The 22,951-nt window shown below is 42.1% G+C and carries 19 protein-coding genes, 16 tRNA genes and 3 rRNA genes; 28 read left to right on the top strand and 10 right to left on the bottom strand.

All coding sequences use genetic code 11. The features are described from left to right. Window positions 1–171: 171 nt before the first annotated feature. Window positions 172–618 carry a peroxide-responsive transcriptional repressor PerR gene (gene perR, locus MKY51_RS15160; RefSeq protein ID WP_339173572.1) on the top strand — a complete coding sequence of 149 codons (447 nt, stop codon included), beginning with the start codon at window positions 172–174 and terminating at the stop codon, window positions 616–618. A 92-nt stretch (window positions 619–710) separates the two neighbouring features. On the opposite strand, the gene MKY51_RS15155 is transcribed toward perR, so the two are convergent. Next, window positions 711–1,052, bottom strand: a complete 342-nt coding sequence (locus MKY51_RS15155; protein WP_339173570.1) for a YgzB family protein — start codon at window positions 1,050–1,052, stop codon at window positions 711–713. Between the two features lie 291 nt (window positions 1,053–1,343). Between MKY51_RS15155 and MKY51_RS15150 the strand changes: the two genes are divergently transcribed. From MKY51_RS15150 to nagB, 21 genes are all read left to right on the top strand, one after another. Further along, window positions 1,344–2,237, top strand: coding sequence for a nucleotidyltransferase-like protein (locus MKY51_RS15150; protein ID WP_339173568.1), 894 nt, complete (start codon window positions 1,344–1,346; stop codon window positions 2,235–2,237). Between the two features lie 346 nt (window positions 2,238–2,583). Beyond that, window positions 2,584–4,140 (top strand): 16S ribosomal RNA (locus tag MKY51_RS15145). Window positions 4,141–4,480: 340 nt separating this feature from the next. Continuing rightward, a 23S ribosomal RNA gene (locus tag MKY51_RS15140) occupies window positions 4,481–7,409 on the top strand. A gap of 117 nt (window positions 7,410–7,526) precedes the next feature. Further along, window positions 7,527–7,642 (top strand): 5S ribosomal RNA (rrf, locus tag MKY51_RS15135). The 16S, 23S and 5S rRNA genes sit together here with 16 tRNA genes alongside, the layout of an rRNA operon. A 14-nt stretch (window positions 7,643–7,656) precedes the next feature. After that, window positions 7,657–7,732, top strand: a tRNA-Asn gene (locus tag MKY51_RS15130). Between the two features lie 9 nt (window positions 7,733–7,741). Then, a tRNA-Ser gene (locus MKY51_RS15125) sits at window positions 7,742–7,833 on the top strand. Between the two features lie 16 nt (window positions 7,834–7,849). Then, window positions 7,850–7,924, top strand: a tRNA-Glu gene (locus MKY51_RS15120). A 29-nt stretch (window positions 7,925–7,953) separates the two neighbouring features. Next, a tRNA-Val gene (locus MKY51_RS15115) sits at window positions 7,954–8,029 on the top strand. Between the two features lie 18 nt (window positions 8,030–8,047). After that, a tRNA-Met gene (locus MKY51_RS15110) sits at window positions 8,048–8,122 on the top strand. Window positions 8,123–8,125: 3 nt separating this feature from the next. Continuing rightward, window positions 8,126–8,201 (top strand) — tRNA-Asp (locus MKY51_RS15105). 19 nt (window positions 8,202–8,220) lie between these two features. After that, window positions 8,221–8,296: transfer RNA gene (locus MKY51_RS15100), tRNA-Phe, on the top strand. Window positions 8,297–8,304: 8 nt separating this feature from the next. Then, a tRNA-Thr gene (locus MKY51_RS15095) sits at window positions 8,305–8,380 on the top strand. Window positions 8,381–8,386: 6 nt separating this feature from the next. Beyond that, window positions 8,387–8,470 (top strand) — tRNA-Tyr (locus MKY51_RS15090). A gap of 10 nt (window positions 8,471–8,480) precedes the next feature. Continuing rightward, window positions 8,481–8,554, top strand: a tRNA-Trp gene (locus MKY51_RS15085). Window positions 8,555–8,589: 35 nt separating this feature from the next. Beyond that, a tRNA-His gene (locus MKY51_RS15080) sits at window positions 8,590–8,665 on the top strand. Between the two features lie 40 nt (window positions 8,666–8,705). Beyond that, window positions 8,706–8,781, top strand: a tRNA-His gene (locus MKY51_RS15075). A 22-nt stretch (window positions 8,782–8,803) separates the two neighbouring features. After that, window positions 8,804–8,878: transfer RNA gene (locus tag MKY51_RS15070), tRNA-Gln, on the top strand. A gap of 11 nt (window positions 8,879–8,889) precedes the next feature. Next, window positions 8,890–8,964 (top strand) — tRNA-Gly (locus MKY51_RS15065). A 5-nt stretch (window positions 8,965–8,969) separates the two neighbouring features. Then, a tRNA-Cys gene (locus MKY51_RS15060) sits at window positions 8,970–9,043 on the top strand. A 43-nt stretch (window positions 9,044–9,086) separates the two neighbouring features. Continuing rightward, window positions 9,087–9,167: transfer RNA gene (locus MKY51_RS15055), tRNA-Leu, on the top strand. A 440-nt stretch (window positions 9,168–9,607) separates the two neighbouring features. Beyond that, on the top strand, window positions 9,608–10,339 hold the full coding sequence (gene nagB / locus MKY51_RS15050; protein WP_339173566.1) for a glucosamine-6-phosphate deaminase: 732 nt from the start codon (window positions 9,608–9,610) through the stop codon (window positions 10,337–10,339). A 35-nt stretch (window positions 10,340–10,374) separates the two neighbouring features. On the opposite strand, the gene MKY51_RS15045 is transcribed toward nagB, so the two are convergent. After that, on the bottom strand, window positions 10,375–11,253 hold the full coding sequence (locus MKY51_RS15045) for a DMT family transporter (protein ID WP_339173563.1): 879 nt from the start codon (window positions 11,251–11,253) through the stop codon (window positions 10,375–10,377). Window positions 11,254–11,381: 128 nt separating this feature from the next. On the opposite strand from MKY51_RS15045, the gene MKY51_RS15040 reads away from it, so the two are divergent. Continuing rightward, window positions 11,382–12,293 (top strand): LD-carboxypeptidase, encoded by a 912-nt coding sequence (locus MKY51_RS15040; protein ID WP_339173560.1) that lies wholly within the window; start codon window positions 11,382–11,384, stop codon window positions 12,291–12,293. A gap of 225 nt (window positions 12,294–12,518) precedes the next feature. On the opposite strand, the gene MKY51_RS15035 is transcribed toward MKY51_RS15040, so the two are convergent. Next, complete coding sequence (locus MKY51_RS15035; protein ID WP_339173558.1) at window positions 12,519–13,028, bottom strand: hypothetical protein; 510 nt, start codon at window positions 13,026–13,028, stop codon at window positions 12,519–12,521. A 13-nt stretch (window positions 13,029–13,041) separates the two neighbouring features. Continuing rightward, entirely contained in the window at window positions 13,042–13,731 is a 690-nt protein-coding gene (locus tag MKY51_RS15030) for a phenylalanine--tRNA ligase beta subunit-related protein (RefSeq protein WP_339173556.1), read from the bottom strand. Window positions 13,732–13,831: 100 nt separating this feature from the next. Here MKY51_RS15030 and queG point away from each other — a divergent pair, with 100 nt between their 5' ends. After that, window positions 13,832–14,965, top strand: coding sequence for a tRNA epoxyqueuosine(34) reductase QueG (gene queG, locus MKY51_RS15025; RefSeq protein ID WP_339173553.1), 1,134 nt, complete (start codon window positions 13,832–13,834; stop codon window positions 14,963–14,965). 17 nt (window positions 14,966–14,982) lie between these two features. Continuing rightward, a complete protein-coding gene (gene trmL, locus MKY51_RS15020; RefSeq protein ID WP_339173551.1) occupies window positions 14,983–15,456 on the top strand; it encodes a tRNA (uridine(34)/cytosine(34)/5-carboxymethylaminomethyluridine(34)-2'-O)-methyltransferase TrmL in 474 nt (157 codons plus the stop codon). Window positions 15,457–15,494: 38 nt separating this feature from the next. Here the strand turns inward: trmL and MKY51_RS15015 are convergent, their stop codons facing one another. Together MKY51_RS15015 and MKY51_RS15010 are read right to left on the bottom strand one after the other, a co-directional pair. Next, window positions 15,495–16,262 carry a sporulation protein gene (locus MKY51_RS15015; RefSeq protein ID WP_339173549.1) on the bottom strand — a complete coding sequence of 256 codons (768 nt, stop codon included), beginning with the start codon at window positions 16,260–16,262 and terminating at the stop codon, window positions 15,495–15,497. Window positions 16,263–16,370: 108 nt separating this feature from the next. Further along, entirely contained in the window at window positions 16,371–17,258 is an 888-nt protein-coding gene (locus MKY51_RS15010) for a VOC family protein (RefSeq protein WP_339173547.1), read from the bottom strand. A 368-nt stretch (window positions 17,259–17,626) separates the two neighbouring features. Between MKY51_RS15010 and MKY51_RS15005 the strand changes: the two genes are divergently transcribed. Then, window positions 17,627–17,788: a multidrug ABC transporter ATPase gene (locus MKY51_RS15005; protein ID WP_339173546.1), complete on the top strand. Its 162-nt coding sequence runs from the start codon at window positions 17,627–17,629 to the stop codon at window positions 17,786–17,788. A gap of 48 nt (window positions 17,789–17,836) precedes the next feature. Here the strand turns inward: MKY51_RS15005 and MKY51_RS15000 are convergent, their stop codons facing one another. Then, the gene (locus tag MKY51_RS15000; RefSeq protein WP_339173544.1) at window positions 17,837–19,450 is read right to left on the bottom strand and encodes a long-chain fatty acid--CoA ligase; all 1,614 of its coding nucleotides are present in this window, start codon (window positions 19,448–19,450) and stop codon (window positions 17,837–17,839) included. Window positions 19,451–19,637: 187 nt separating this feature from the next. Here MKY51_RS15000 and MKY51_RS14995 point away from each other — a divergent pair, with 187 nt between their 5' ends. Next, on the top strand, window positions 19,638–20,468 hold the full coding sequence (locus MKY51_RS14995) for an aldo/keto reductase (protein ID WP_339173542.1): 831 nt from the start codon (window positions 19,638–19,640) through the stop codon (window positions 20,466–20,468). 29 nt (window positions 20,469–20,497) lie between these two features. After that, window positions 20,498–21,046 (top strand): acyl dehydratase, encoded by a 549-nt coding sequence (locus tag MKY51_RS14990; RefSeq protein WP_339173540.1) that lies wholly within the window; start codon window positions 20,498–20,500, stop codon window positions 21,044–21,046. A 38-nt stretch (window positions 21,047–21,084) separates the two neighbouring features. Here MKY51_RS14990 and MKY51_RS14985 read toward each other — a convergent pair whose 3' ends face one another. From MKY51_RS14985 to MKY51_RS14975, 3 genes are read right to left on the bottom strand one after another with little or no spacing between them, the layout of a single operon-like run. After that, window positions 21,085–21,918, bottom strand: coding sequence for an RluA family pseudouridine synthase (locus tag MKY51_RS14985; RefSeq protein ID WP_339173539.1), 834 nt, complete (start codon window positions 21,916–21,918; stop codon window positions 21,085–21,087). Between the two features lie 57 nt (window positions 21,919–21,975). Further along, a complete protein-coding gene (locus MKY51_RS14980; RefSeq protein WP_339173537.1) occupies window positions 21,976–22,446 on the bottom strand; it encodes a thioredoxin family protein in 471 nt (156 codons plus the stop codon). 1 nt (window position 22,447) lies between these two features. Then, on the bottom strand, window positions 22,448–22,873 hold the full coding sequence (locus MKY51_RS14975; protein WP_339173534.1) for a disulfide oxidoreductase: 426 nt from the start codon (window positions 22,871–22,873) through the stop codon (window positions 22,448–22,450). Window positions 22,874–22,951 lie beyond the last annotated feature (78 nt).

The following is a 22,951-nucleotide window of genomic DNA, read 5'->3' as shown; positions in this document are numbered from 1 at the left end:
AATGCTATATGGAAGAATAGGCATTTAACCGTTTACATTTTCATTTAGCTTTTTTATCCTATACTTTTGTTTCAACCGACATAAGCAATTGTTGACAACGCATGGACAAATTCGCTACACTAATTATAACGATTACAAATTAATAATATGTATGAAAAGGGGTGCATGACGATGTCTGAATTGCATTTAAAGGATGCGCTGGACACGTTAAAGACTACTGGTGTACGAATTACTCCTCAGCGTCATGCGATTTTGGAATATTTAATTCAAAGTATGATTCACCCAACAGCTGATGATATATACAAGGCGCTTTGCGATAAGTTTCCTAATATGAGTGTAGCAACGGTTTATAATAACTTACGTGTCTTTCGTGAGGTGGGCTTAGTAAAAGAGCTTACTTATGGAGATGCAGCAAGTCGCTTCGATTTTGTAACGGGCGATCATTATCACATGATTTGTGATGGCTGCGGTAAAATTGTAGACTTCCACTATCCCGGTTTAAATGAAGTGGAGCAGTTTGCTTCGCAAGTAACGGGTTTTCAAGTTAATTCACACCGTTTAGAAGTCTATGGTACATGTCCTGACTGTTTAGCAGTCGGTGCAACAAAAGTTCAATAATAATCTAACCTAGTAACGGTTGTTGCTGGGTTTTTTTTATACAAAAAACTGGAGTAAAAGTTTGTTACCTTTACTCCAGCTTTGTTGAACATTTAATTTTTATTGTATTCTTGATTGAATTCTTTTCCTTCTAATGTAGGATCTAAAGTTAACGGTTCATTGCAGTACATGCAAATATCCACACGACCTAACACCTTTGTCCATTTCCCGCATTCCGGACAAACGACTTGAACAGCTTTTGTAGACAATAATCCTACCCAGGCGTATACAGCAGTACTGCCGATAATACAAAGAAGTCCAATTGTCATGAAGATTAATACAAGTATCTGATTATTTTTGAAGAAGATTGCACCATACATAATAACGAAGCCGATGAAAATAAGGGATAATGCAAAAGAGCGGATCTTATTAATTTTACTATTATATTTTTTCATTTCAATTGCCTCCTAATCTAAAATATACTATAACATGAATTGGATATAAATTAGTAGACAGGAAAGAATTAGGCGGCTCGTTAACAACTCTTAATACTATTTAAAAATGTTTAAATGAAGGGTTTTTGTAACTGAATGGCGAAAGAAAAAATAATGGCATTTCTATTATTTATTTTTAAGAAATGATGGACTTTCAGCATGGTTAAAGTTTATCGTCGTAATATTAGTTAATTTATCTTATAGCATCTACAAGGACATTATATAGAAGGTAAACTTTATAGGGGGATAACAATGGAACATATTTTAAGACCGATATATCAGGAACGTGCAAGTCAGCCGGAAACGCTTGGAGTAATATTGATAAACAAGCGTGAAGGTGCCGAGAATATGACCGATACATTTGATTCGGTTCTTTTAATTATTGTAAAAGAAAGTGATAAGCCTATTTATTCGAAACACTATTCATATGGTGAAGCGAAAATGGTGATGCATATTTTAACGGAGGAACGGTTGCGTAAATGGATTTTCATTGGCTCGCACAGGCGGTTAGTTGATTGGCTTTTCCACGGGAAGGTTATGTTTGACCGCAATGAGTTTCTATATAAACTGCGTTCTGAATTGCAAGAGTTCCCATTCTTCGGTCGAAAATTAAAAACAGGTATACAGTTTGCCAAGTTAATCCGCCGTTATAAAGAAGGAAAAGAATTATTTGAGGATGGTCATTATTTAGATGCGTACAATCATGTGGTTGCTTCATTGCATCATTTAGGGAGACTATCGATTATCGATAGCGGGCATTACCCGGAAGTAACAGTGTGGGCCCAGGTGAAACGCAATGATCCTGCAATATATAAATTATATGAAGAATTGATTATGAGCAATGAAAGTCTTGAAAAGCGTCTGGAGTTATTATTTTTAGCAGGCGAGTTTTTAATCAATTCCAGAACGACAGATGGGGCACAGCATATTTTAGAAACAATGCTTGCACAACCTTCGTGGACAATTCAGCAATTGCATGATCATCCTGAGTTGAGTTATTACTCTGTTGACCTGGAAGTGTTTGTTGAATACTTAATTGAAAAAGAGTTAATTTTAGTGGAAGCGGTTATCGCTAAAAACGAAGCGATCTTCCACAGAAACTATTATGTAGACAGACATTATATTGAATCCGAGTATGGGTTATAGTATATTAATCAGAGCGTTTAAAAACGCTCTGAAATTATTTTAAAAAAAGTATTGACGAAAACATTGAAAGTATTGTAATATATTAAATGTCGCTAAGACGTACTTGAAAACAACTAAATTACACACTCGATTTTCTTCAAAAAAACTTTTTCAAAAAAGTTGTTGACAAAAAGAAACAGAGATGTTAAATTAGAGAAGTCGCTAAAACGACAAACGAAACACAATGAACCTTGAAAACTGAACAAGCAACGTTAATGAAACAAGCTTCTTATAATGAAGCGAACAATAGATTACAACTTCTAACGAAGTTGGATCGCTAGCAAAGCAAATGAGCTTTCAAACTACTTTTATGGAGAGTTTGATCCTGGCTCAGGACGAACGCTGGCGGCGTGCCTAATACATGCAAGTCGAGCGGAAATTTTATTGGTGCTTGCACCTTTAAAATTTTAGCGGCGGACGGGTGAGTAACACGTGGGTAACCTACCTTATAGATTGGGATAACTCCGGGAAACCGGGGCTAATACCGAATAATACTTTTTAACACATGTTTTGAAGTTGAAAGACGGCATCTCGCTGTCACTATAAGATGGACCCGCGGCGCATTAGCTAGTTGGTGAGGTAACGGCTCACCAAGGCAACGATGCGTAGCCGACCTGAGAGGGTGATCGGCCACACTGGGACTGAGACACGGCCCAGACTCCTACGGGAGGCAGCAGTAGGGAATCTTCCACAATGGACGAAAGTCTGATGGAGCAACGCCGCGTGAGTGAAGAAGGATTTCGGTTCGTAAAACTCTGTTGCAAGGGAAGAACAAGTAGCGTAGTAACTGGCGCTACCTTGACGGTACCTTGTTAGAAAGCCACGGCTAACTACGTGCCAGCAGCCGCGGTAATACGTAGGTGGCAAGCGTTGTCCGGAATTATTGGGCGTAAAGCGCGCGCAGGTGGTTCCTTAAGTCTGATGTGAAAGCCCCCGGCTCAACCGGGGAGGGTCATTGGAAACTGGGGAACTTGAGTGCAGAAGAGGATAGTGGAATTCCAAGTGTAGCGGTGAAATGCGTAGAGATTTGGAGGAACACCAGTGGCGAAGGCGACTGTCTGGTCTGTAACTGACACTGAGGCGCGAAAGCGTGGGGAGCAAACAGGATTAGATACCCTGGTAGTCCACGCCGTAAACGATGAGTGCTAAGTGTTGGGGGGTTTCCGCCCCTCAGTGCTGCAGCTAACGCATTAAGCACTCCGCCTGGGGAGTACGGTCGCAAGACTGAAACTCAAAGGAATTGACGGGGGCCCGCACAAGCGGTGGAGCATGTGGTTTAATTCGAAGCAACGCGAAGAACCTTACCAGGTCTTGACATCCCGGTGACCACTATGGAGACATAGTTTCCCCTTCGGGGGCAACGGTGACAGGTGGTGCATGGTTGTCGTCAGCTCGTGTCGTGAGATGTTGGGTTAAGTCCCGCAACGAGCGCAACCCTTATTCTTAGTTGCCATCATTCAGTTGGGCACTCTAAGGAGACTGCCGGTGATAAACCGGAGGAAGGTGGGGATGACGTCAAATCATCATGCCCCTTATGACCTGGGCTACACACGTGCTACAATGGACGGTACAAACGGTTGCCAACCCGCGAGGGGGAGCTAATCCGATAAAACCGTTCTCAGTTCGGATTGTAGGCTGCAACTCGCCTACATGAAGCCGGAATCGCTAGTAATCGCGGATCAGCATGCCGCGGTGAATACGTTCCCGGGCCTTGTACACACCGCCCGTCACACCACGAGAGTTTGTAACACCCGAAGTCGGTGAGGTAACCTTTTGGAGCCAGCCGCCGAAGGTGGGATAGATGATTGGGGTGAAGTCGTAACAAGGTAGCCGTATCGGAAGGTGCGGCTGGATCACCTCCTTTCTAAGGATTTTTCGGAATCATTCCCTTGGGGAATGAAACATTAACGGTTGCTGTTCAGTTTTGAAGGTTCATTCTTAATTGAATGGAATACTTCAAAACACTCGTTCTTTGAAAACTGGATAAAACGACATTGAAAGCAATAAATCAAATTTCTATTTTATAGATTTTTAAACAAGTCAAGCAATTGACGTGTAAACTTAAATCTTGGATCTAAACTTCATTTTATGAAGTTAGGCCTCTGGCAGATGTTACAGATTTTTTAAAGGAAACTTTTTGAGTAAACTCAAAAAAATCTGAACGCAATTACGCCAAGGCGAAATTGATCTAAGTGTTAACTTTTGGTTAAGTTAATAAGGGCGCACGGTGGATGCCTTGGCACTAGGAGTCGATGAAGGACGGCACTAACACCGATATGCCTCGGGGAGCTGTAAGTAAGCTTTGATCCGGGGATTTCCGAATGGGGGAACCCACTATCTTTAATCGGATAGTATCTTCACGTGAATTCATAGCGTGTCGAAGACAGACGCAGAGAACTGAAACATCTAAGTACCTGCAGGAACAGAAAGAAAATTCGATTCCCTGAGTAGCGGCGAGCGAAACGGGAAGAGCCCAAACCAAAGAGCTTGCTCTTTGGGGTTGTAGGACACTCTATACGGAGTTACAAAAGAATGAACTAGACGAAGCGACTTGGAAAGGTCCGCGAAACGAGGTAAAAGCCCTGTAGTCAAAAGTTCATTCCCTCCAGAGTGGATCCTGAGTACGGCGGAACACGTGAAATTCCGTCGGAATCCGGGAGGACCATCTCCCAAGGCTAAATACTACCTAGTGACCGATAGTGAACCAGTACCGTGAGGGAAAGGTGAAAAGCACCCCGGAAGGGGAGTGAAATAGATCCTGAAACCGTGTGCCTACAAGTAGTTAGAGCCCGTTAATGGGTGATAGCGTGCCTTTTGTAGAATGAACCGGCGAGTTACGATTACGTGCGAGGTTAAGTTGAGAAGACGGAGCCGCAGCGAAAGCGAGTCTGAATAGGGCGAATTAGTACGTGGTCGTAGACCCGAAACCAGGTGATCTACCCATGTCCAGGGTGAAGGTGAGGTAACACTCACTGGAGGCCCGAACCCACGCACGTTGAAAAGTGCGGGGATGAGGTGTGGGTAGCGGAGAAATTCCAATCGAACCTGGAGATAGCTGGTTCTCTCCGAAATAGCTTTAGGGCTAGCCTCGTGATTGAGAATACCGGAGGTAGAGCACTGTTTGGACTAGGGGGGCATCTCGCTTTACCGAATTCAGACAAACTCCGAATGCCGGATATTTATACACGGGAGTCAGACTGCGAGTGATAAGATCCGTAGTCAAGAGGGAAACAGCCCAGACCACCAGCTAAGGTCCCCAAGTAATCGTTAAGTGGAAAAGGATGTGGCGTTGCTTAGACAACCAGGATGTTGGCTTAGAAGCAGCCATCATTTAAAGAGTGCGTAATAGCTCACTGGTCGAGTGACGCTGCGCCGAAAATGTATCGGGGCTAAACGATTCACCGAAGCTGTGGATGCATACTTTGAGTATGCGTGGTAGGAGAGCGTTCTAACAGCGTTGAAGTCAGACCGGAAGGACTGGTGGAGCGGTTAGAAGTGAGAATGCCGGTATGAGTAGCGAAACATGGGTGAGAATCCCATGCACCGTATGACTAAGGTTTCCTGAGGAAGGCTCGTCCGCTCAGGGTTAGTCGGGACCTAAGCCGAGGCCGATAGGCGTAGGCGATGGACAACAGGTTGATATTCCTGTACCACCTCCTCACCGTTTGAGAAATGGGGGGACGCAGTAGGATAGGGTAAGCACGCCGTTGGTTGCGCGTGTTCAAGCAGTAAGGCGTGTATGTAGGCAAATCCGCATACTTTAACGTTGAGCTGTGATGACGAGCTCGTATGAGCGAAGTTCCTGATTTCACACTGCCAAGAAAAGCCTCTATCGAGGTGAGAGGTGCCCGTACCGCAAACCGACACAGGTAGTCGAGGAGAGAATCCTAAGGTGTGCGAGAGAACTCTCGTTAAGGAACTCGGCAAAATGACCCCGTAACTTCGGGAGAAGGGGTGCTTCTTTGGGTGCATAGCCTAGAGAAGCCGCAGTGAATAGGCCCAGGCGACTGTTTAGCAAAAACACAGGTCTCTGCAAAACCGTAAGGTGACGTATAGGGGCTGACGCCTGCCCGGTGCTGGAAGGTTAAGAGGAGCGGTTAGCGCAAGCGAAGCTGTGAATTGAAGCCCCAGTAAACGGCGGCCGTAACTATAACGGTCCTAAGGTAGCGAAATTCCTTGTCGGGTAAGTTCCGACCCGCACGAAAGGCGTAACGATCTGGGCACTGTCTCAACGAGAGACTCGGTGAAATTATAGTACCTGTGAAGATGCAGGTTACCCGCGACAGGACGGAAAGACCCCGTGGAGCTTTACTGTAGCCTGATATTGAATTTTGGTACAACTTGTACAGGATAGGTAGGAGCCAGAGATCTCGGAGCGCCAGCTTCGAAGGAGGCGTCGGTGGGATACTACCCTGGTTGTATTGAACTTCTAACCCATGCCCCTTAGCGGGGTAGGAGACAGTGTCAGGCGGACAGTTTGACTGGGGCGGTCGCCTCCTAAAGAGTAACGGAGGCGCCCAAAGGTTCCCTCAGAATGGTTGGAAATCATTCGTAGAGTGTAAAGGCATAAGGGAGCTTGACTGCGAGACCTACAAGTCGAGCAGGGTCGAAAGACGGGCTTAGTGATCCGGTGGTTCCGCATGGAAGGGCCATCGCTCAACGGATAAAAGCTACCCCGGGGATAACAGGCTTATCTCCCCCAAGAGTCCACATCGACGGGGAGGTTTGGCACCTCGATGTCGGCTCATCGCATCCTGGGGCTGTAGTCGGTCCCAAGGGTTGGGCTGTTCGCCCATTAAAGCGGTACGCGAGCTGGGTTCAGAACGTCGTGAGACAGTTCGGTCCCTATCCGTCGTGGGCGTAGGAAATTTGAGAGGAGCTGTCCTTAGTACGAGAGGACCGGGATGGACATACCGCTGGTGTACCAGTTGTCTTGCCAAAGGCATCGCTGGGTAGCTATGTATGGACGGGATAAGTGCTGAAAGCATCTAAGCATGAAGCCCCCCTCAAGATGAGATTTCCCATTACGCAAGTAAGTAAGACCCCTGAAAGACGATCAGGTAGATAGGTTCGAGGTGGAAGTGCGGTGACGCATGCAGCTGACGAATACTAATCGGTCGAGGACTTAACCACATTTTATTGCACAACTCAATGAAACGTTTATCCAGTTTTGAAAGAATGAAAAATTATTATAAAAATACTTGACAAAATTGAAAAGTATGGTATAATAATTAATGTCTTTCTAAATAGTCTAGTGATGATGGCAAAGAGGTCACACCCGTTCCCATACCGAACACGGAAGTTAAGCTCTTTAGCGCCGATGGTAGTTGGGGGCTTCCCCCTGTGAGAGTAGGACGTCGCTAGGCTGTTATAGAATTATTCCGAAGTAGCTCAGTTGGTAGAGCATCCGGCTGTTAACCGGCAGGTCGCAGGTTCGAGTCCTGCCTTCGGAGCCATCAAATCTTGGAGAGTTGTCCGAGTGGCCGAAGGAGCACGATTGGAAATCGTGTATGCGGGTAACCCTGCATCAAGGGTTCAAATCCCTTACTCTCCGCCAGGCTTATTTATAACGAGGCCCGTTGGTCAAGTGGTTAAGACACCGCCCTTTCACGGCGGTAACACGGGTTCGAATCCCGTACGGGTCACCAAAAAGATACATAAGAAAGTATCCAGCGTTGGAGGATTAGCTCAGCTGGGAGAGCACCTGCCTTACAAGCAGGGGGTCGGCGGTTCGAGCCCGTCATCCTCCACCATTAAACAAATAATATTATCGCGGGGTGGAGCAGTGGTAGCTCGTCGGGCTCATAACCCGAAGGTCGCAGGTTCAAGTCCTGCCCCCGCAACCAAATGGTCCCGTGGTGTAGCGGTTAACATGCCTGCCTGTCACGCAGGAGATCGCCGGTTCGATCCCGGTCGGGACCGCCATTTTATAAAATTAAATTGTGGGTTTGTAGCTCAGTTGGTAGAGCATTAGATTGAAGCTCTAAGTGTCGGCGGTTCGATTCCGTCCAAACCCACCATATTTTTTGCCGGTGTAGCTCAGTTGGTAGAGCAACTGACTTGTAATCAGTAGGTCGAGGGTTCGACTCCTTTCGCCGGCACCATTACCTGGAGGGGTAGCGAAGTGGCTAAACGCGGCGGACTGTAAATCCGCTCCTTAGGGTTCGGCGGTTCGAATCCGTCCCCCTCCACCATCCTTTTGATAGGGGCATAGTTTAAAGGTAGAACTACGGTCTCCAAAACCGTCAGTGTGGGTTCGATTCCTACTGCCCCTGCCAAATAAATTCTCAAAAATACTTAAAATAATATAGTGGCGGTTGTGGCGAAGTGGTTAACGCACCTGATTGTGGTTCAGGCATTCGTGGGTTCGATTCCCATCAGTCGCCCCATCTTTTATTTAGGTTTAAGTATTAAAATTATATTATAGTGGCGGTTGTGGCGAAGTGGTTAACGCACCTGATTGTGGTTCAGGCATTCGTGGGTTCGATTCCCATCAGTCGCCCCATTTTATATAATAATTTGAATATTGGGGTATAGCCAAGCGGTAAGGCAACGGATTTTGATTCCGTCATGCCCTGGTTCGAATCCAGGTACCCCAGCCATTTTTTAATTTGCGGAAGTAGTTCAGTGGTAGAACACCACCTTGCCAAGGTGGGGGTCGCGAGTTCGAACCTCGTCTTCCGCTCCAAATATGGCGGCATAGCCAAGTGGTAAGGCACAGGTCTGCAACACCTTTATCACCGGTTCAAATCCGGTTGCCGCCTCCATATTTCATTGAATCGGAATTCCGATTTTTTTTTACCTTAATTTGCCGAGTTGGTGGAATGGCAGACACGACGGACTCAAAATCCGTTGCCGCGAGGCGTGTGGGTTCAAGTCCCACACTCGGTATCAGTTCAATACAACAGATGAAACTCTTCAAAGCCTAACATAAATGCTTTGAAGAGTTTTTTGTTGTATTTGCTTTGTATACTAGCAAGTTTTTAATTCTCTTAAAAGTATTTCCTACAGCAAGCAATTATTTCAATACAACTGTGTAGTTATCTTATAAAAAGTAATACTGTAAAAGATATTTTTTAAGTATTTATACAGAAATAAAGTTATTCCATAAGTTTATTTGCTTACTCCATTTAATATTGGAAAGGTAGAAAAACTATATATATTTTGCGTCATTACATGCTCTTTTTAATAGGAAATAAGACGTTTTTTTCTAGCTTCTTAAAAATATTTGCTATAGAATGAACATTATAATGCTAGGAAAACAAAAAGCCGTAAATATTATTTATACAATAACAAATATGTATTTCAGTGAGGAAGTAGGGAAATAAAAAATGAATGTAGTAACAAACTTTAAGTGGATTGAAGCAGCAAACTATGATGAGATGAGTAAAATTGCCGCAACAATTTTTATAGATCAATTGAAAAAAAATAGTGAAACAGTACTTGGTTTAGCTACAGGGGGGACTCCGGAAGGCTTTTATAAAGAACTGGTTGCAGCATACAAAGCAGGTGAGGTATCTTTTGCACAGGCCAAGTCCTTTAACCTGGATGAGTATGTCGGAATTGATCCGGCAAATGAATCGAGCTACCATTATTATATGGATCATCATCTGTTTAATCATGTCGATATGAAACGTGATAATATCAATTTACCGGCTGGCATTCAATCGAATTTAGAAAAGGCTGCAGCTGAATATGAAGCGATGATTAAGGCAGCAGGAAATATTGATATTCAGCTTTTAGGAATCGGTGGGAATGGACATATTGGTTTTAATGAACCGGGAACTCCTTTCGATGTAGGTACACATATTATAGAACTTGCGCAGTCTACACGTGAAGCAAATAAAGTTTATTTTGATTCAATTGAGGATGTGCCGACCCATGCCATTACTATGGGAATTAAAACCATTTTAAGTTCTAAAAAGATTGTATTATTAATTGCTGGTGCTTCAAAACAAGAGGCCTTTGATCGTTTGCGCAGTGGGATAGTTACAGAAGATTTCCCTGCAAGCGCTCTTCACAACCATCCGGATGTTACTGTTATTTATACAGATGTAAAATAAACTAAAGGAGTGCATACAATGTGCACTCCTTTTTATTATTTCATCGCTGATATAACGACTCCTGCAATAACAGCGATTCCACCAATTACTTGAGCAAGTAGGAGTTGCTCATTTAAAAACAATACAGCAAAGATTGTTGCAAAGAGGGGAATGAAGTTCAGGTAGATACTTGCTTTGTTTGCACCTAATGAGACAACGCCGGTATTCCAGCTTAAAAAGGCAACAATTGAAGCAATGATGCCTACATAAATAATTGCCCCGATTGTCGAAGTGTTCCATACGATTGTCTGTGATGTTGTCAGTAGTTCATATGCTGCGAATGGGAGTAACATAATGGCTCCGATTGCGATTGTTACTAAAAAAGTAGAGTAGCCAGGCAATTTGCCAGCGTACTTTTTAATGAGTAATGAATAGATACTCCAGCACACTACGGCAATTAATACGATTAAGTCCCCTTTGTTGAATGAAAATGAAAAGAGGCTTTGTAACGAACCTCCAGATATAATAAAGAGCACGCCGACTAAAGATAGCATCGTGCCGAACATCTGAAATTTTGTTAAACGCTCTTTTAAAAAGATAAAGCTCAGTATGTATATAATGATCGGTGTCGATGAATTCATTAATGATGCATTGATGGACGTTGTATAATGCAATCCGATGTATACGAGCGTATTGAATGCAGCAACTCCTGTAAGTGCTAAAATAATGACAGCACCCCAATGCTGTCTCAGGGCAGGCCATTCTTTTTTCGTTCGTTGGTAAGCGATAGGGAAAAATACGAGAAAGGCGACAATCCATCGTAAAAAGGCAAGAGTTATCGGGGGAATATCCCCGGAAACAGCCCGTCCAATTACAAAGTTACCACCCCATAATAAAGTAGCTAAAATGAGCAGTAGCTGTGGTGGAAATTTCATACTTGTACATCTCCTTATATTGGAAAAATGATTTTATCTATTATAGGGACAACCACATGGAATTTGCAATGCGCTTTACATAAAACGCTATGATACAATAGCGACAGAAGTAAAAGGAGGTCATTAACATGAAAATACGACCAGCAAGATTACAGCAAGGCGATACTGTAGGATTAGTAAATTTAAGCAGTCCGCTTAAGACAGAATCATTAGGTGATAAATTAGCGTTATTAGATGAGCTCGGTTTAAAATATAAGCTTGGTAATACGGTACAGGATTATGAAGGCTATTTGGCAGGTACTGATGAGGAGCGAATTAAAGATTTCCACCAGATGATTGTCGATCCTGAAGTGAAGGCCGTCTTTTTAGTGACGGGCGGCTATGGGGTTTCTAGAATTATCGATAAAATAAGCTATCCATTAATCGAGGACAATCCGAAAATTATTTGGGGCTTTTCCGATGTGACGGCTCTACACACTCAAGTAAACGAGTTTGCAAATTTAGTGACGTTCCATGGCCCGATGATGTCCAGTCCAAAAGGGGAGCTGGACACTCTTTCTAAAAAGATGTATCAGCAGCTGTTCCAACCGATTGAAATTCAGTATACGGAAAGCATTTCTCCTCTTACAACAGTTATACCGGGAGTGGTACGCGGCGAGTTGACAGGCGGAAATTTAAACCGTATTGTCAGTACGCTAGGTACGAAATTTGAAATTGACGTACGTGATAAAATTTTACTTCTTGAAGACATAGGGGAAACAATTGAGCAAATTGATTTAATGATGAACCAGTTGCGCCTATCAAGAAAGCTGGAGCTTGCAGCAGGCTTTGTTATAGCGGATTTTAATATGCCGGATGATACATACAGCTATGAGGATGTGTTGAAGGTAATTGAAGGGTATTTGAAGCCGTTTAACAAACCTGTGTTAGCAGGGTTTAAAATTGGCCACTGTGCACCTAATATCGCGATTCCATTAGGTGTGGACGTAATTTTGGATGCAGACGAAAAGACATTAAGAATTTTACCGGGTGTAGAGTAAATATTAAATATAAAAGCAAAGACACCTTTTCACAAATGTGAGCAGGTGTCTTTTAATAACGAGCGAGCAAAAATACTCTATAGTTTGTGTTAGCTTTTACTATGGTTGGTTATGAGTGAAAGGTAACATTGTAAACGGTAAAGAGTTATTGGTTTCACCAGTTGTTGGAAATGCCGAAGCATAATCACTCGTTATTACCTAGTTTGGAGTCTCACCGCCCCAGGTTTAGAAATAATTGCTGTCATCAAATTCAATTTCAACTTGATAGTTTTTCGCATTGATTAAATTGGAAAGGCGATGTGCTTCCTTTTCCAGCTCATTTGCACGGTTTCGATATGTCATTGGCTCGTACAATGCTACGCGGTAAAGCATGGCATCACCGGAATTATGGTAAAAAGCTTCTTTTTCTTCTGAGCCAAGGTTTTTGCAAAATTGGGCTTCTGCTCGTAATTGGCTCGCCAGTTCAATTGCTTCGACAATAGGCATTTCCTCATCTTTAAAGACAACCGTATTGTCGATGTTAGCTCGGTAGATTAGAGCATCAAGCTTACGAGAATCATAACGTAGCTCTTTTAGCTCTGCTTCAAGCATCTCTAAAGAATAATCAGGTGTTTTTGGCTGTTCACCTTTTTCAATGATAACATGTGTTAATGAATGTACTTGCATTGTGCGTTCCTGAATTCTCTTCGTAATGATACTTTTTAGTTTTACTGCCTCAGCTAAGTTAATACTCAAATCATTCCACTCCTTAAAAATGAACTTTTGAATTTTCCTTCGATAGAATATATACTTCATATTCGCCACCGCTAACTTGTGTAAACATGTTTCCTGCACTGCTCAATAGTTTAGTTGCTTCTTCTTCACTTAAGGAAGGGCGCAAATAAAAGATTTGCAGGGCATTTGTCGTAGCCTCTGTTACGGCCGTTCTTTTTGAATCAACAAAGGGGCTGCCGAATGGGCCATGCGCATCTTTTGAATGGATGATATTTTCTAGTGAATTAAAGCGTCCATTGATCCCATCATAGCCAGTCGTCTCATTGCCTACTTCGATTTCCACGCCGCCTTCAATAGCATCTAAATCATATATGCCAACAGGAATCTCGAATTGCAGCGAGAAGAAATTGTTTAAATCAACAGCAGAATGGAACGGAGCTAAATACTGCTGCTTAGCGATACGTCGCATCAAACTTTCCGCTGAGTGACGGTACCGGTTCGGATCACCGCCGAAAGCCTTCCAAAGCTGGCGCCACTCTTTAATGCCAGGTCGTTCTGTCACAGGTGTTTCCTGTAGTTCCAAATACAGATTTTCCTGATAAAGTTGTGTGCGTCCTTTAATCATTTGAGGAGATTCTTCAACGATAATTTTGCTATAATGGATAAGGCCAATTTTTAATTGTTCATTTACTGAAAAAAGAGCTTCATTAATGGAAATATTCATGTAGAACACCTTCTTACATTGTTTTTAATGGGAAAAACACTAAATTATGTAATACGAAATAAATTTATATTTATTGTATCATTTGAAAGGAGCATGTGAAATGAAAGTACATCAACTTCAAGAAGATTTAGTGAAATATGCAGCATCTATTGGTGTTGATAAAATCGGATTTACAACCGCTGCTCCGTTTCATGAATTGAAGAATCGTCTACGTCGTCAGCAACAATTAGCATACCAATCAGGCTTTGAAGAAGCAAATATAGAGCTGCGCACAGAGCCTTTAAAACTATTAGATGAAGCAGAAAGTATTATTGCGATTGCCATTGCATATCCTTCTCGCATGCAAGATGCCCCACAAGGAAAAAAAGGGGAGCGTCGCGGCATCTTTTGCCGTGCTTCATGGGGGATTGATTATCATACAGCAGTTCGTGAACGTCTGCAGCTTATTGAAGCTTGGCTGCAAGAACGGGTACCGAATGTAAAGGTGAAATCGATGGTCGATACCGGGGAACTGGTGGATCGTGCGGTTGCAGAACGAGCAGGCATCGGCTGGAGCGCCAAAAATTGCTCTATTATTACACCTGAATTTGGTTCGTACGTCTATTTAGGAGAAATTATCACGAACATCCCGTTTGCACCAGATACACCGATGGAAGATGAATGCGGTGACTGTACATTATGTATCGATGTATGCCCTACAGGAGCGATCGTTGCACCTGGGCAGCTGAATTCACAGCGTTGCATTGCCTTTCTAACACAGACGAAAGGATTTTTGCCTGACGAATTTCGTGCCAAAATCGGAAACCGTCTGTATGGCTGTGATACATGTCAGACGGTCTGTCCGAAAAATAAAGGAAAGCTCAACTGGATACATGAGGAATTCACGCCGGATCCTGAAATCGCAAAACCGTTGCTACAACCGCTTTTATCGATTTCCAATAAGGAATTCAAAGCAAAGTTTGGCCATGTATCCGGCTCATGGCGCGGCAAAAAGCCGATTCAGCGCAATGCTATTTTAGCGCTTGCCCACTTTAAAGAAGAAGCGGCAATGCCTGACTTAGTTCAAGTATTGCAAAAAGATGAACGTCCTGTATTGAGAGGGACGGCTGCATGGGCAATCGGAAAAATCGGAACGGATGGGGCAGAGGCTATTTTAATGGCTGCCAGAAAAACAGAGCAGGATGAAGAAGTGCTGGCCGAAATTGAAAAAGGACTGGCCATGTTAAATCATTAAGAGAGAAGGATCGTAAAGTGCCAAACCATATCGTATTATATCAACCAGAAATCCCAGCAAATACAGGCAACATTGCCCGCACTTGTGCTGGAACGAATACATCATTACATTTAATCCGCCCTTTAGGCTTTTCAACAGATGACAAAATGCTGAAGCGTGCCGGGCTGGATTATTGGGAACATGTGAATGTTATATACCATGATTCATTAGAGGATTTTATCGAGTACAGTCAAGATGGCGATGTGTACTTAATTGAGACATATAGTGATGAACCATTTACGACGCATGACTTCAGCAATTCAGAACGTGACCTATACTTTATGTTCGGAAGAGAAACGACAGGCTTGCCAAAGGAATTTGCAAAGGAGCGTGCCGATATGTGTCTGCGCATACCGCAAAGTGACCATATCCGCTCACTGAATTTATCAAACACAGCGGCAATCGTTATTTACGAAGTACTAAGACAACAAAACTATCCGGGGTTAAAATAAAACAAGGCAAGAAGCGTCTGATGCTTCTTGCCTTTTTCTTATTTCATCTTCGACTTAATCACTTGTTCAAGCTTTGCCTGGATATTGTCGTGTTCGAATAATGTTAGGCGGATGAAGCTTTCATCCATATCGAATGCTTCGGATAATAAACCTCCAAGTCCGCGCGCACGGCGGTCCACCTGCAATAAAATTTCAGCTGAGTTTGGTGTTTGCTGTAAAAAGATAACTTCAAGTTCGTCTAGATACCGGCGATATGTGCTGTTTGTCGGTGTAAATTCAAATTCCTGAACAATCGGTGTTTGGCGGCGCAAATAAGAAGGAGCTTGCTCATTATCCACTTTACGCAACCGGAAGCCCATATTTTGAATGGCTGTTAACACACCATTCGCCAGAGGAGTCGGCTTGACCTCGATAAAGTCTTTATCTGTAGGATCTACTGCATTTTTAATATCTAAGCCCGTTTGTATCCATACACGCGAGTTGCCTGTCGTTACCGGAACAACAGGGGGCAGGGCGAATGAAAATGGGATTTGATGTTTTTCATTTGGCTGAATTGTAAATGGCTCATTTAATTTGTATTTGTGCAGCACCGCTTCATCTTTAACCTTTTTATCATCGATTTCGCGGATAAAGTTTGTATGGAGTGTTAGATAGATGGCATCAATCTGCTGGTTTGTGCTGCCCCCGATAATTTCGACAACCCCTGAAATATTTTCATTTAATGTATAAGTTGACTTGTGCAATTTTGTATCAACTTTTGCAGCTCCTATCCCAACACTTGCTAACACTTTATTAAATAGTGACAAATGAATTCCTCCGTTAATTGTAATTATCTATGTATACGTAGGATAAAAAAGAAAGTTTCAAAAAAGAGCCCGAAAACTTTTCGGACTCTTGCTTTAGGTTTCTGCTGATTATTCTCCATCTAATGTAAATACGATGCGCAAACCGTTTGGATCGACTGTTGAGAACAACTGAGTTCCACCGTGTGCTGGCGCTTCTGCAAAGTTTTCAACGATGAAGCCGTTATTTGTCAGGCTTTGTTTTACTTCTTCAGCATACTCTGCATCCTTTAACACGACTGTGAAGGATTTTAAGCCGACCATATCGTTTGTTGGAGCATGACCGTTATTGCTGTTCCAAGTGTTTAATCCGAAATGGTGATGGTATTTCCCTGTTGATACGAACAATGCCTGTGCACCGTAACGAGTCACAACATTATAATCCAATACATTTGTATAAAACTGCTCCGATTTGTCCAGATTTACTACGGATAAGTGGACATGCCCCATAACAGTGTCAGCAGGCAAACCGTTCCAGTTGCCGTCTGCAGCTGCTAAAATCGGCTGGAAATTCAGCTGTTCTGTCACCATATGCACTTGTTCATCCTGATTCCAAGTCCATTCGGATTCATGACGGTCGATATAAATTTCGATTCCATTTCCATCCGGATCGTTCAAGTAAAGTGCTTCTGAAACATCATGGTCTGCCGCACCGAGACGAATATTCATGTTAACAAAATGCTGTACGATGTTTCCTAAGTCCTTGCGAGAGGGTAATAGTAATGCTAAGTGGTATAAACCTGCAAAGCCTTGTTTAAGCGGCTGAGCATTTTGTACTTCGACTAGTGATACTAAGCTTGTTTGTCCGTCTGCTGTTAAGTATGCTTCCTTTTCTGTTTGCTGTAATACTTTAAAGCCGATAATCGTTGTATAGTATTCAATCGAACGTACTAAGTTAGAAACCTTTAATTGAACATGAGCTGGGTAGAGGTTAGGTTTTTTATGAAAATGTGTAGCCATAATATGTGAACTCCCTTAATGGTTATTTTTTATAATCAACTTACTTTATGTAACTAATATAAAATATAGAATAATAAAAGTCAAATGAAAAAGACAATCGCTACTTGACGATTGTCCTTTACTGGAAAGCTAGTGGAATTATCTTTCTTTTGGGAATGGTTTGCTATCATAGCCAGCTGTGAAAATAGCTACCAAAAATGATATGCTGACACCAAGAATTAAAAGTAATTTCATGGAAGTATCCTCCTCATGTTTTAATTATCTCTGTTTTCAGTATAGCATAAATTATTTGAATGAATACTTTATTTATGACAGAAATCAGTCAAAATTGGAAAAAAATAATACTAAATTAATTTGGAGGGATTGTTATGAAAAGAGAAGAAATCGTTAACGGGAACATGGCGAATACTATGGATGAGCTGAAAATTCTCGGAAAGCAAATGGAGAACTTAAGAGACGGCGGACAACTGGAAGAAGCGGAACGCATTTCAGATCCGCAGCAGTTTGATGATGAAGAGGAAGAAGAATAATAAATAAATGTGCACTGAAATTTGCGTTTCAGTGCACATTTTCTTTCATTAAATCTGAACCTTATAGTCTTTTAATTGTTCTCGCAGGGTTGCTTTTAAAAATTTGCCGACTGAAGTTTTTGGGATTTCATTTAAAAATACGACATCGTCCGGAAGCCACCATTTTGCAAAGTCCAGATCGATTGACTCAATAAGCTCTTCTTTAGTCGCCGTTGCACCTTCTTTTAAAACGACACATGCCAATGGACGCTCCTGCCACTTCGGATGCGGAACCGCAATTACGGCTGCCTCGAAAACAGCCGGATGTGACATGAGGGCATTTTCCAGATCAACAGATGAAATCCATTCTCCACCTGATTTGATAAGGTCCTTCGTTCGATCGGTAAGTTTGATATAGCCTTCTTTTGTATAGACCGCAATATCACCTGTATAAAGCCAGCCGTCACGGAATGCTTCATTCGTCCGTTCATCATTATAGTATTCAGAGGCAATCCATGGACCGCGGACACGCAGTTCACCCATTGTTTTTCCATCCCACGGAACCGGGCCATTTTCATTAACAACTTCTGTTTCAATTAGTGAAACCGTTAAACCTTGAGAAACACGGATATTCAACTGTTCATCTTCTGTATAGTCGTTCATATCGCTTGTTAGATGCGACATACTTACAAGCGGTGATGTTTCCGTCATACCGTAGGCGTTGATGTACGGAACACCAAGTTTTTCGTTGTAAGCCTGAATTAATCCTTTCGGTGATGCAGACCCGCCTGAAATAATTAAACGGACAGAAGAAAGGTCACGGGGATTTTTTTCCTGCTCAACGAGTGCGCCAAGCCAAATAGTTGGAACACCTGCTGTAATTGTTACCTTTTCTTGTTCAACCAAATCCAGTATTAAACTTGGTGTCATCATTGGTCCTGGTAATACGATACTAGAGCCGAAATTCAATGCGGCAAACGGGAAGCCCCAAGCATTTGCATGGAACATCGGCACAACAGGAAGGGCAGTGTCGCTTTCTTTAATTGCAAAAGATTCTGCAAGACCAAGTGCCAGGCTGTGAAGTACAATGCTTCGGTGTGTATAGACGACACCCTTTGGCATCCCTGTCGTTGCAGAAGTGTAGCACATTCCAGCTGGCAGGTTTTCATCCAGATCTGTCGGGAACTCGAAATTTTCATCCGCTTCCTGAAGCAGCTGTTCGTAGCTGTACACATTTGGGAAACTGGATTGTGGAGCACTTAGTTCATCGCCCATAACGATAATATGCTTAACCGTCTTCAAGTGGCTAAGTGCCGGCTCGACTAACGGGAATAAATCGCTATCAATCAATAAAATTTCATCTTCGGCATGATTGATAATATAAACAATATGTTCAGGGGCAAGGCGGATATTAATCGTGTGTAAAATTGCACCGCTGCATGGAATCGCAAAATACGCTTCCAGATGACGGTGATGATTCCAGGCAAATGTGCCGACCTTTGTACCACGCTTCATTCCGAGCTTTGTCAGGGCATCTGCCAATCGGTGCGTTCTTTTTACATAGTCATTGAATGTGATGCGATGTGTTTTAGTGGGGCTTGTGCGAGAGATAATTTGCTTGTTCGGGAAGTACCGTTGTGCACGCTTTAAAAATCCAGTCAAAACTAGTTGTGTATCCATCATAGTTTTTCAGCTCCTCAACGAGAATATACTAATATATACTCCTGAAACCGGAAAATTATTCTGTAAATAGTAATATGCTAGACAATAAGTTTAAAAAATATAATGTGTTTACAAATAATAGCAATTATTAAACGGCAAATAATTAGAATGTTATAATAAACACAATCAAATGTGAGAGGTGAACAATATGAATTTACAATCAACAAAAAAGTTAACAAATGGCGTAGAAATGCCTTATTTAGGTTTAGGGGTTTATAAAATGACGAACCGTGATGAAACCCTTCAGGCGATTGAAACAGCACTTGATTTAGGTTATCGTGCAATTGATACAGCTGCGCTTTATTACAATGAAGAAGAAGTAGGGGAAGCCATTCGCCATTCTTCTGTACCGCGCGAGGATATCTTTGTTACAACAAAAGTTTGGAATAGCGACCAAGGGTATGACAATACATTGCGCGCCTTTGAAACATCACTGAAAAAACTTGATATGGATTATGTGGATCTTTATTTAACACATTGGCCGGTCGAAGATAAATTTGTAGATACGTACCGTGCAATTGAGCGCTTATATGATGAGAAGCTGATCCGTGTACCTGGAGTATCCAACCATCATGAACATCATCTAAAAGAAATTATGGCAACTCGCAATATCGCCCCAATGGTGAACCAGATTGAAGCGCATCCGTATTTGTCCCAAGAACCGCTGCGCGCATTTTGTGAACAGCAGCAGATTGCAGTAACAGCGTGGTCACCGCTAGGCCGTGGAAATGTTTTAAATGACGAAACGATTATTCGTATTGCAAATGAATATAATGTATCACCGGCTCAAATCATCTTACGTTGGCATTTACAAAACGATGTCATCATCATTCCGAAGTCAGTAACAGCTTCACGCATCAAAGAAAATAGTGAGCTCTATCATTTCGAATTAACAACTGAAACAATGCAGCAGTTAAATGCATTGAATCGTAATGAACGATTTGGTAAAGATCCGGATAATTTTAATTTTGATTTCTAACATCGTTTTAACTTAGGGGGAGTGAAACTGTGTTTAAAAATTTTTCACCGAGTTTGTTTTTCTCAATGTCGGCAGTGACGGTTGTAGTTGTCGCACCTTTAATTATGATTTTCCATCCGATTTTTCAGAATGAATTTTTCCTGTACAATAATTCGTCCGTAACATTCATACCAAACCCGCTTAATTTTAGACTTGTACTTATAACAGGTTTTGTTTTGATTGTGATGTTTTGGCTTTTAGCGTATAAGCGTAATATGAAAGTTTATTTGATCGGTCTATTACTTTTTATATTGAGTATTGGCCTCGGTTATTTATCGACTCAAAATTATATATTGATCAGTCAGGAAGAATTGGAACGACACTATTTATTTGAGGAACACCAATATCGGTGGGAAGAACTCGACGAAGTTGTTTATGAATATGTTGTAGGCAGTAACAAGGGAGATATCACGTTTACGACAAAAACAGGGGATCAGTTTGTCGTTAAAGAAAAAGAATTGCACTCAACCGGTAGAAGTCTAATTTATCAGCTTTCGAGAGCGAATGAAGTAACTTATATCGAGCGTGAAAAAAGATAAGAAAGGGCGTCCGTAGTTTAGTTACGGACGCCTCTTTTTTAGTTATCTTTAACGATGATCTGCTCGTCTAAAAACGGGTGCATAAATGCTAGCTGAATGGCGTGCAATGCATAATCGCCGGATGCAGTTTCACGAGCACCGTACATTGTATCGCCTACAATCGGGTGGCCTAAGTGCGCCATATGCACGCGAATTTGGTGTGTACGTCCTGTCTCCAGAACAACATGGACAACACATGTGCCTTTATAGCGATTCACTACTTCATAATGTGTCACGGCATGCTGGCCAGTAGGTGATACGACACGGCGCGTATTGTGATGACGGTCTTTACCGATGGCAGCATTGATCGTACCGCTGTCCGTACGAAGATTGCCCTGAACTTCAGCTGCATACGTACGAACGATTGTTTTTTCCTCGATCATCCGGTCAAAAATGGACTTTGCAATCGGATGCTTTGCAACAAGCAGCAACCCGTTTGTCCCTTGATCCAAACGGTGTACATGCTCTGCATAATGCCCGCCGTTGTCCGCAATATGACGCATTACATGATTCATGCATGTGTCACGGTCTGTTGGTTCGTTTGGATGTGTTGCCATACCTTTAGGCTTTGAAACAATTAGGCAGTGTTCGTCTTCATAGCGGATGTTTACATCACAGCTGTCTGTGGGAATATAATTTGAAGAAGGAATATCAAAGGCAAATTCGATTTTCGTCCCTTTATCAAAGGGCTCTTTCCACATAATTGGCTCCCCGTCGATTGTAACTGCTTTAGACATACGCAATTCATGAACAAGCTTTTTACCTAAGCGCCACTTTTCGCGCAGCAGGTCTTCAACGGTTTGACCGTTTTCGTGAATGATATATGTGAACATTAATTTTCCTCCAAATGAAAAATCGTGCTCGTAAAGAACACGATTTTGAATATAATCTTATTTTAACACAACATCGTTAAAGAATTGGCGCGTTGTTTCATCTGGTGCGTCACCTTCTAAACGGGCAACTTCCTCACCGTTTTCAAAATAGATAAGTGTTGGTGTTGCTTGAATATTATAAGTAGTCCACTCATCCGTAAACTCAAGAATGTTTAATTGATCCACTTGAACATCCAGTTCATCGGCAATCGGCATAAGTTTTGGCGTGTAGTTTTGGCAGTGAGAACATTCCGGACTAAAGAAATAGCCGACAACGCCGTCACCTGACTCGATTTTCTCTGCCAATGCATCCGGTAAGATGATATTTTGATAGTTTTCATTGTCCAATAAGTCGATCGTTGATTGTTTTAAGTTGTCAGTACCGTATGGATTGTTTTCTAGTTTTGCACTGTTTTTCATGTTTGTAAGTACAATAATTGCTGCGAATAATACGACAATAATTGCACCGACAATCGCTAACTTCTTCAAATTATTTCTCCCCCTTTAAAACCTTTAACATATAAAAACTAACTGCTGCTATAATAACAAAAGCAGTAAGTGCCAAAAATGGAATCGTAATGAACCCTAGCCAGTTAATATACTGACCGGTACATGCTACACGACCACAGGCAGGTGCTGCATCCTGCATAAAAACTAGCTTCTGCAGGCTATAATGATAAAGAGATGTTGCCGCTCCAATTGTAGAGAACACGGCTGTTGTTAATGCAATTTTCGCATTTTTCTGGATGTAGGCAATCGTTGAAATCAGCACGATAGGGTACATAATAATGCGCTGATACCAGCATAATGTACATGGTTCATAATTTCGTACTTCAGAAAAATACAATGATCCGAGCATTGCTGTCAACGATACAACCCAAATAATGAGCAAGGCATTTTCAAGTTTTTTGGACATAGTGCTACCTCGATATTCAAAATTTAACTTCTATACTACAAAGAAGTTTTTTCCTATTTATTCTCATTGATTATAGTT

The organism is Solibacillus sp. FSL R5-0691 (assembly GCF_037974225.1).
GTDB lineage: Bacteria > Bacillota > Bacilli > Bacillales_A > Planococcaceae > Solibacillus.
This window is presented reverse-complemented; position numbering and strand designations above follow the sequence as displayed.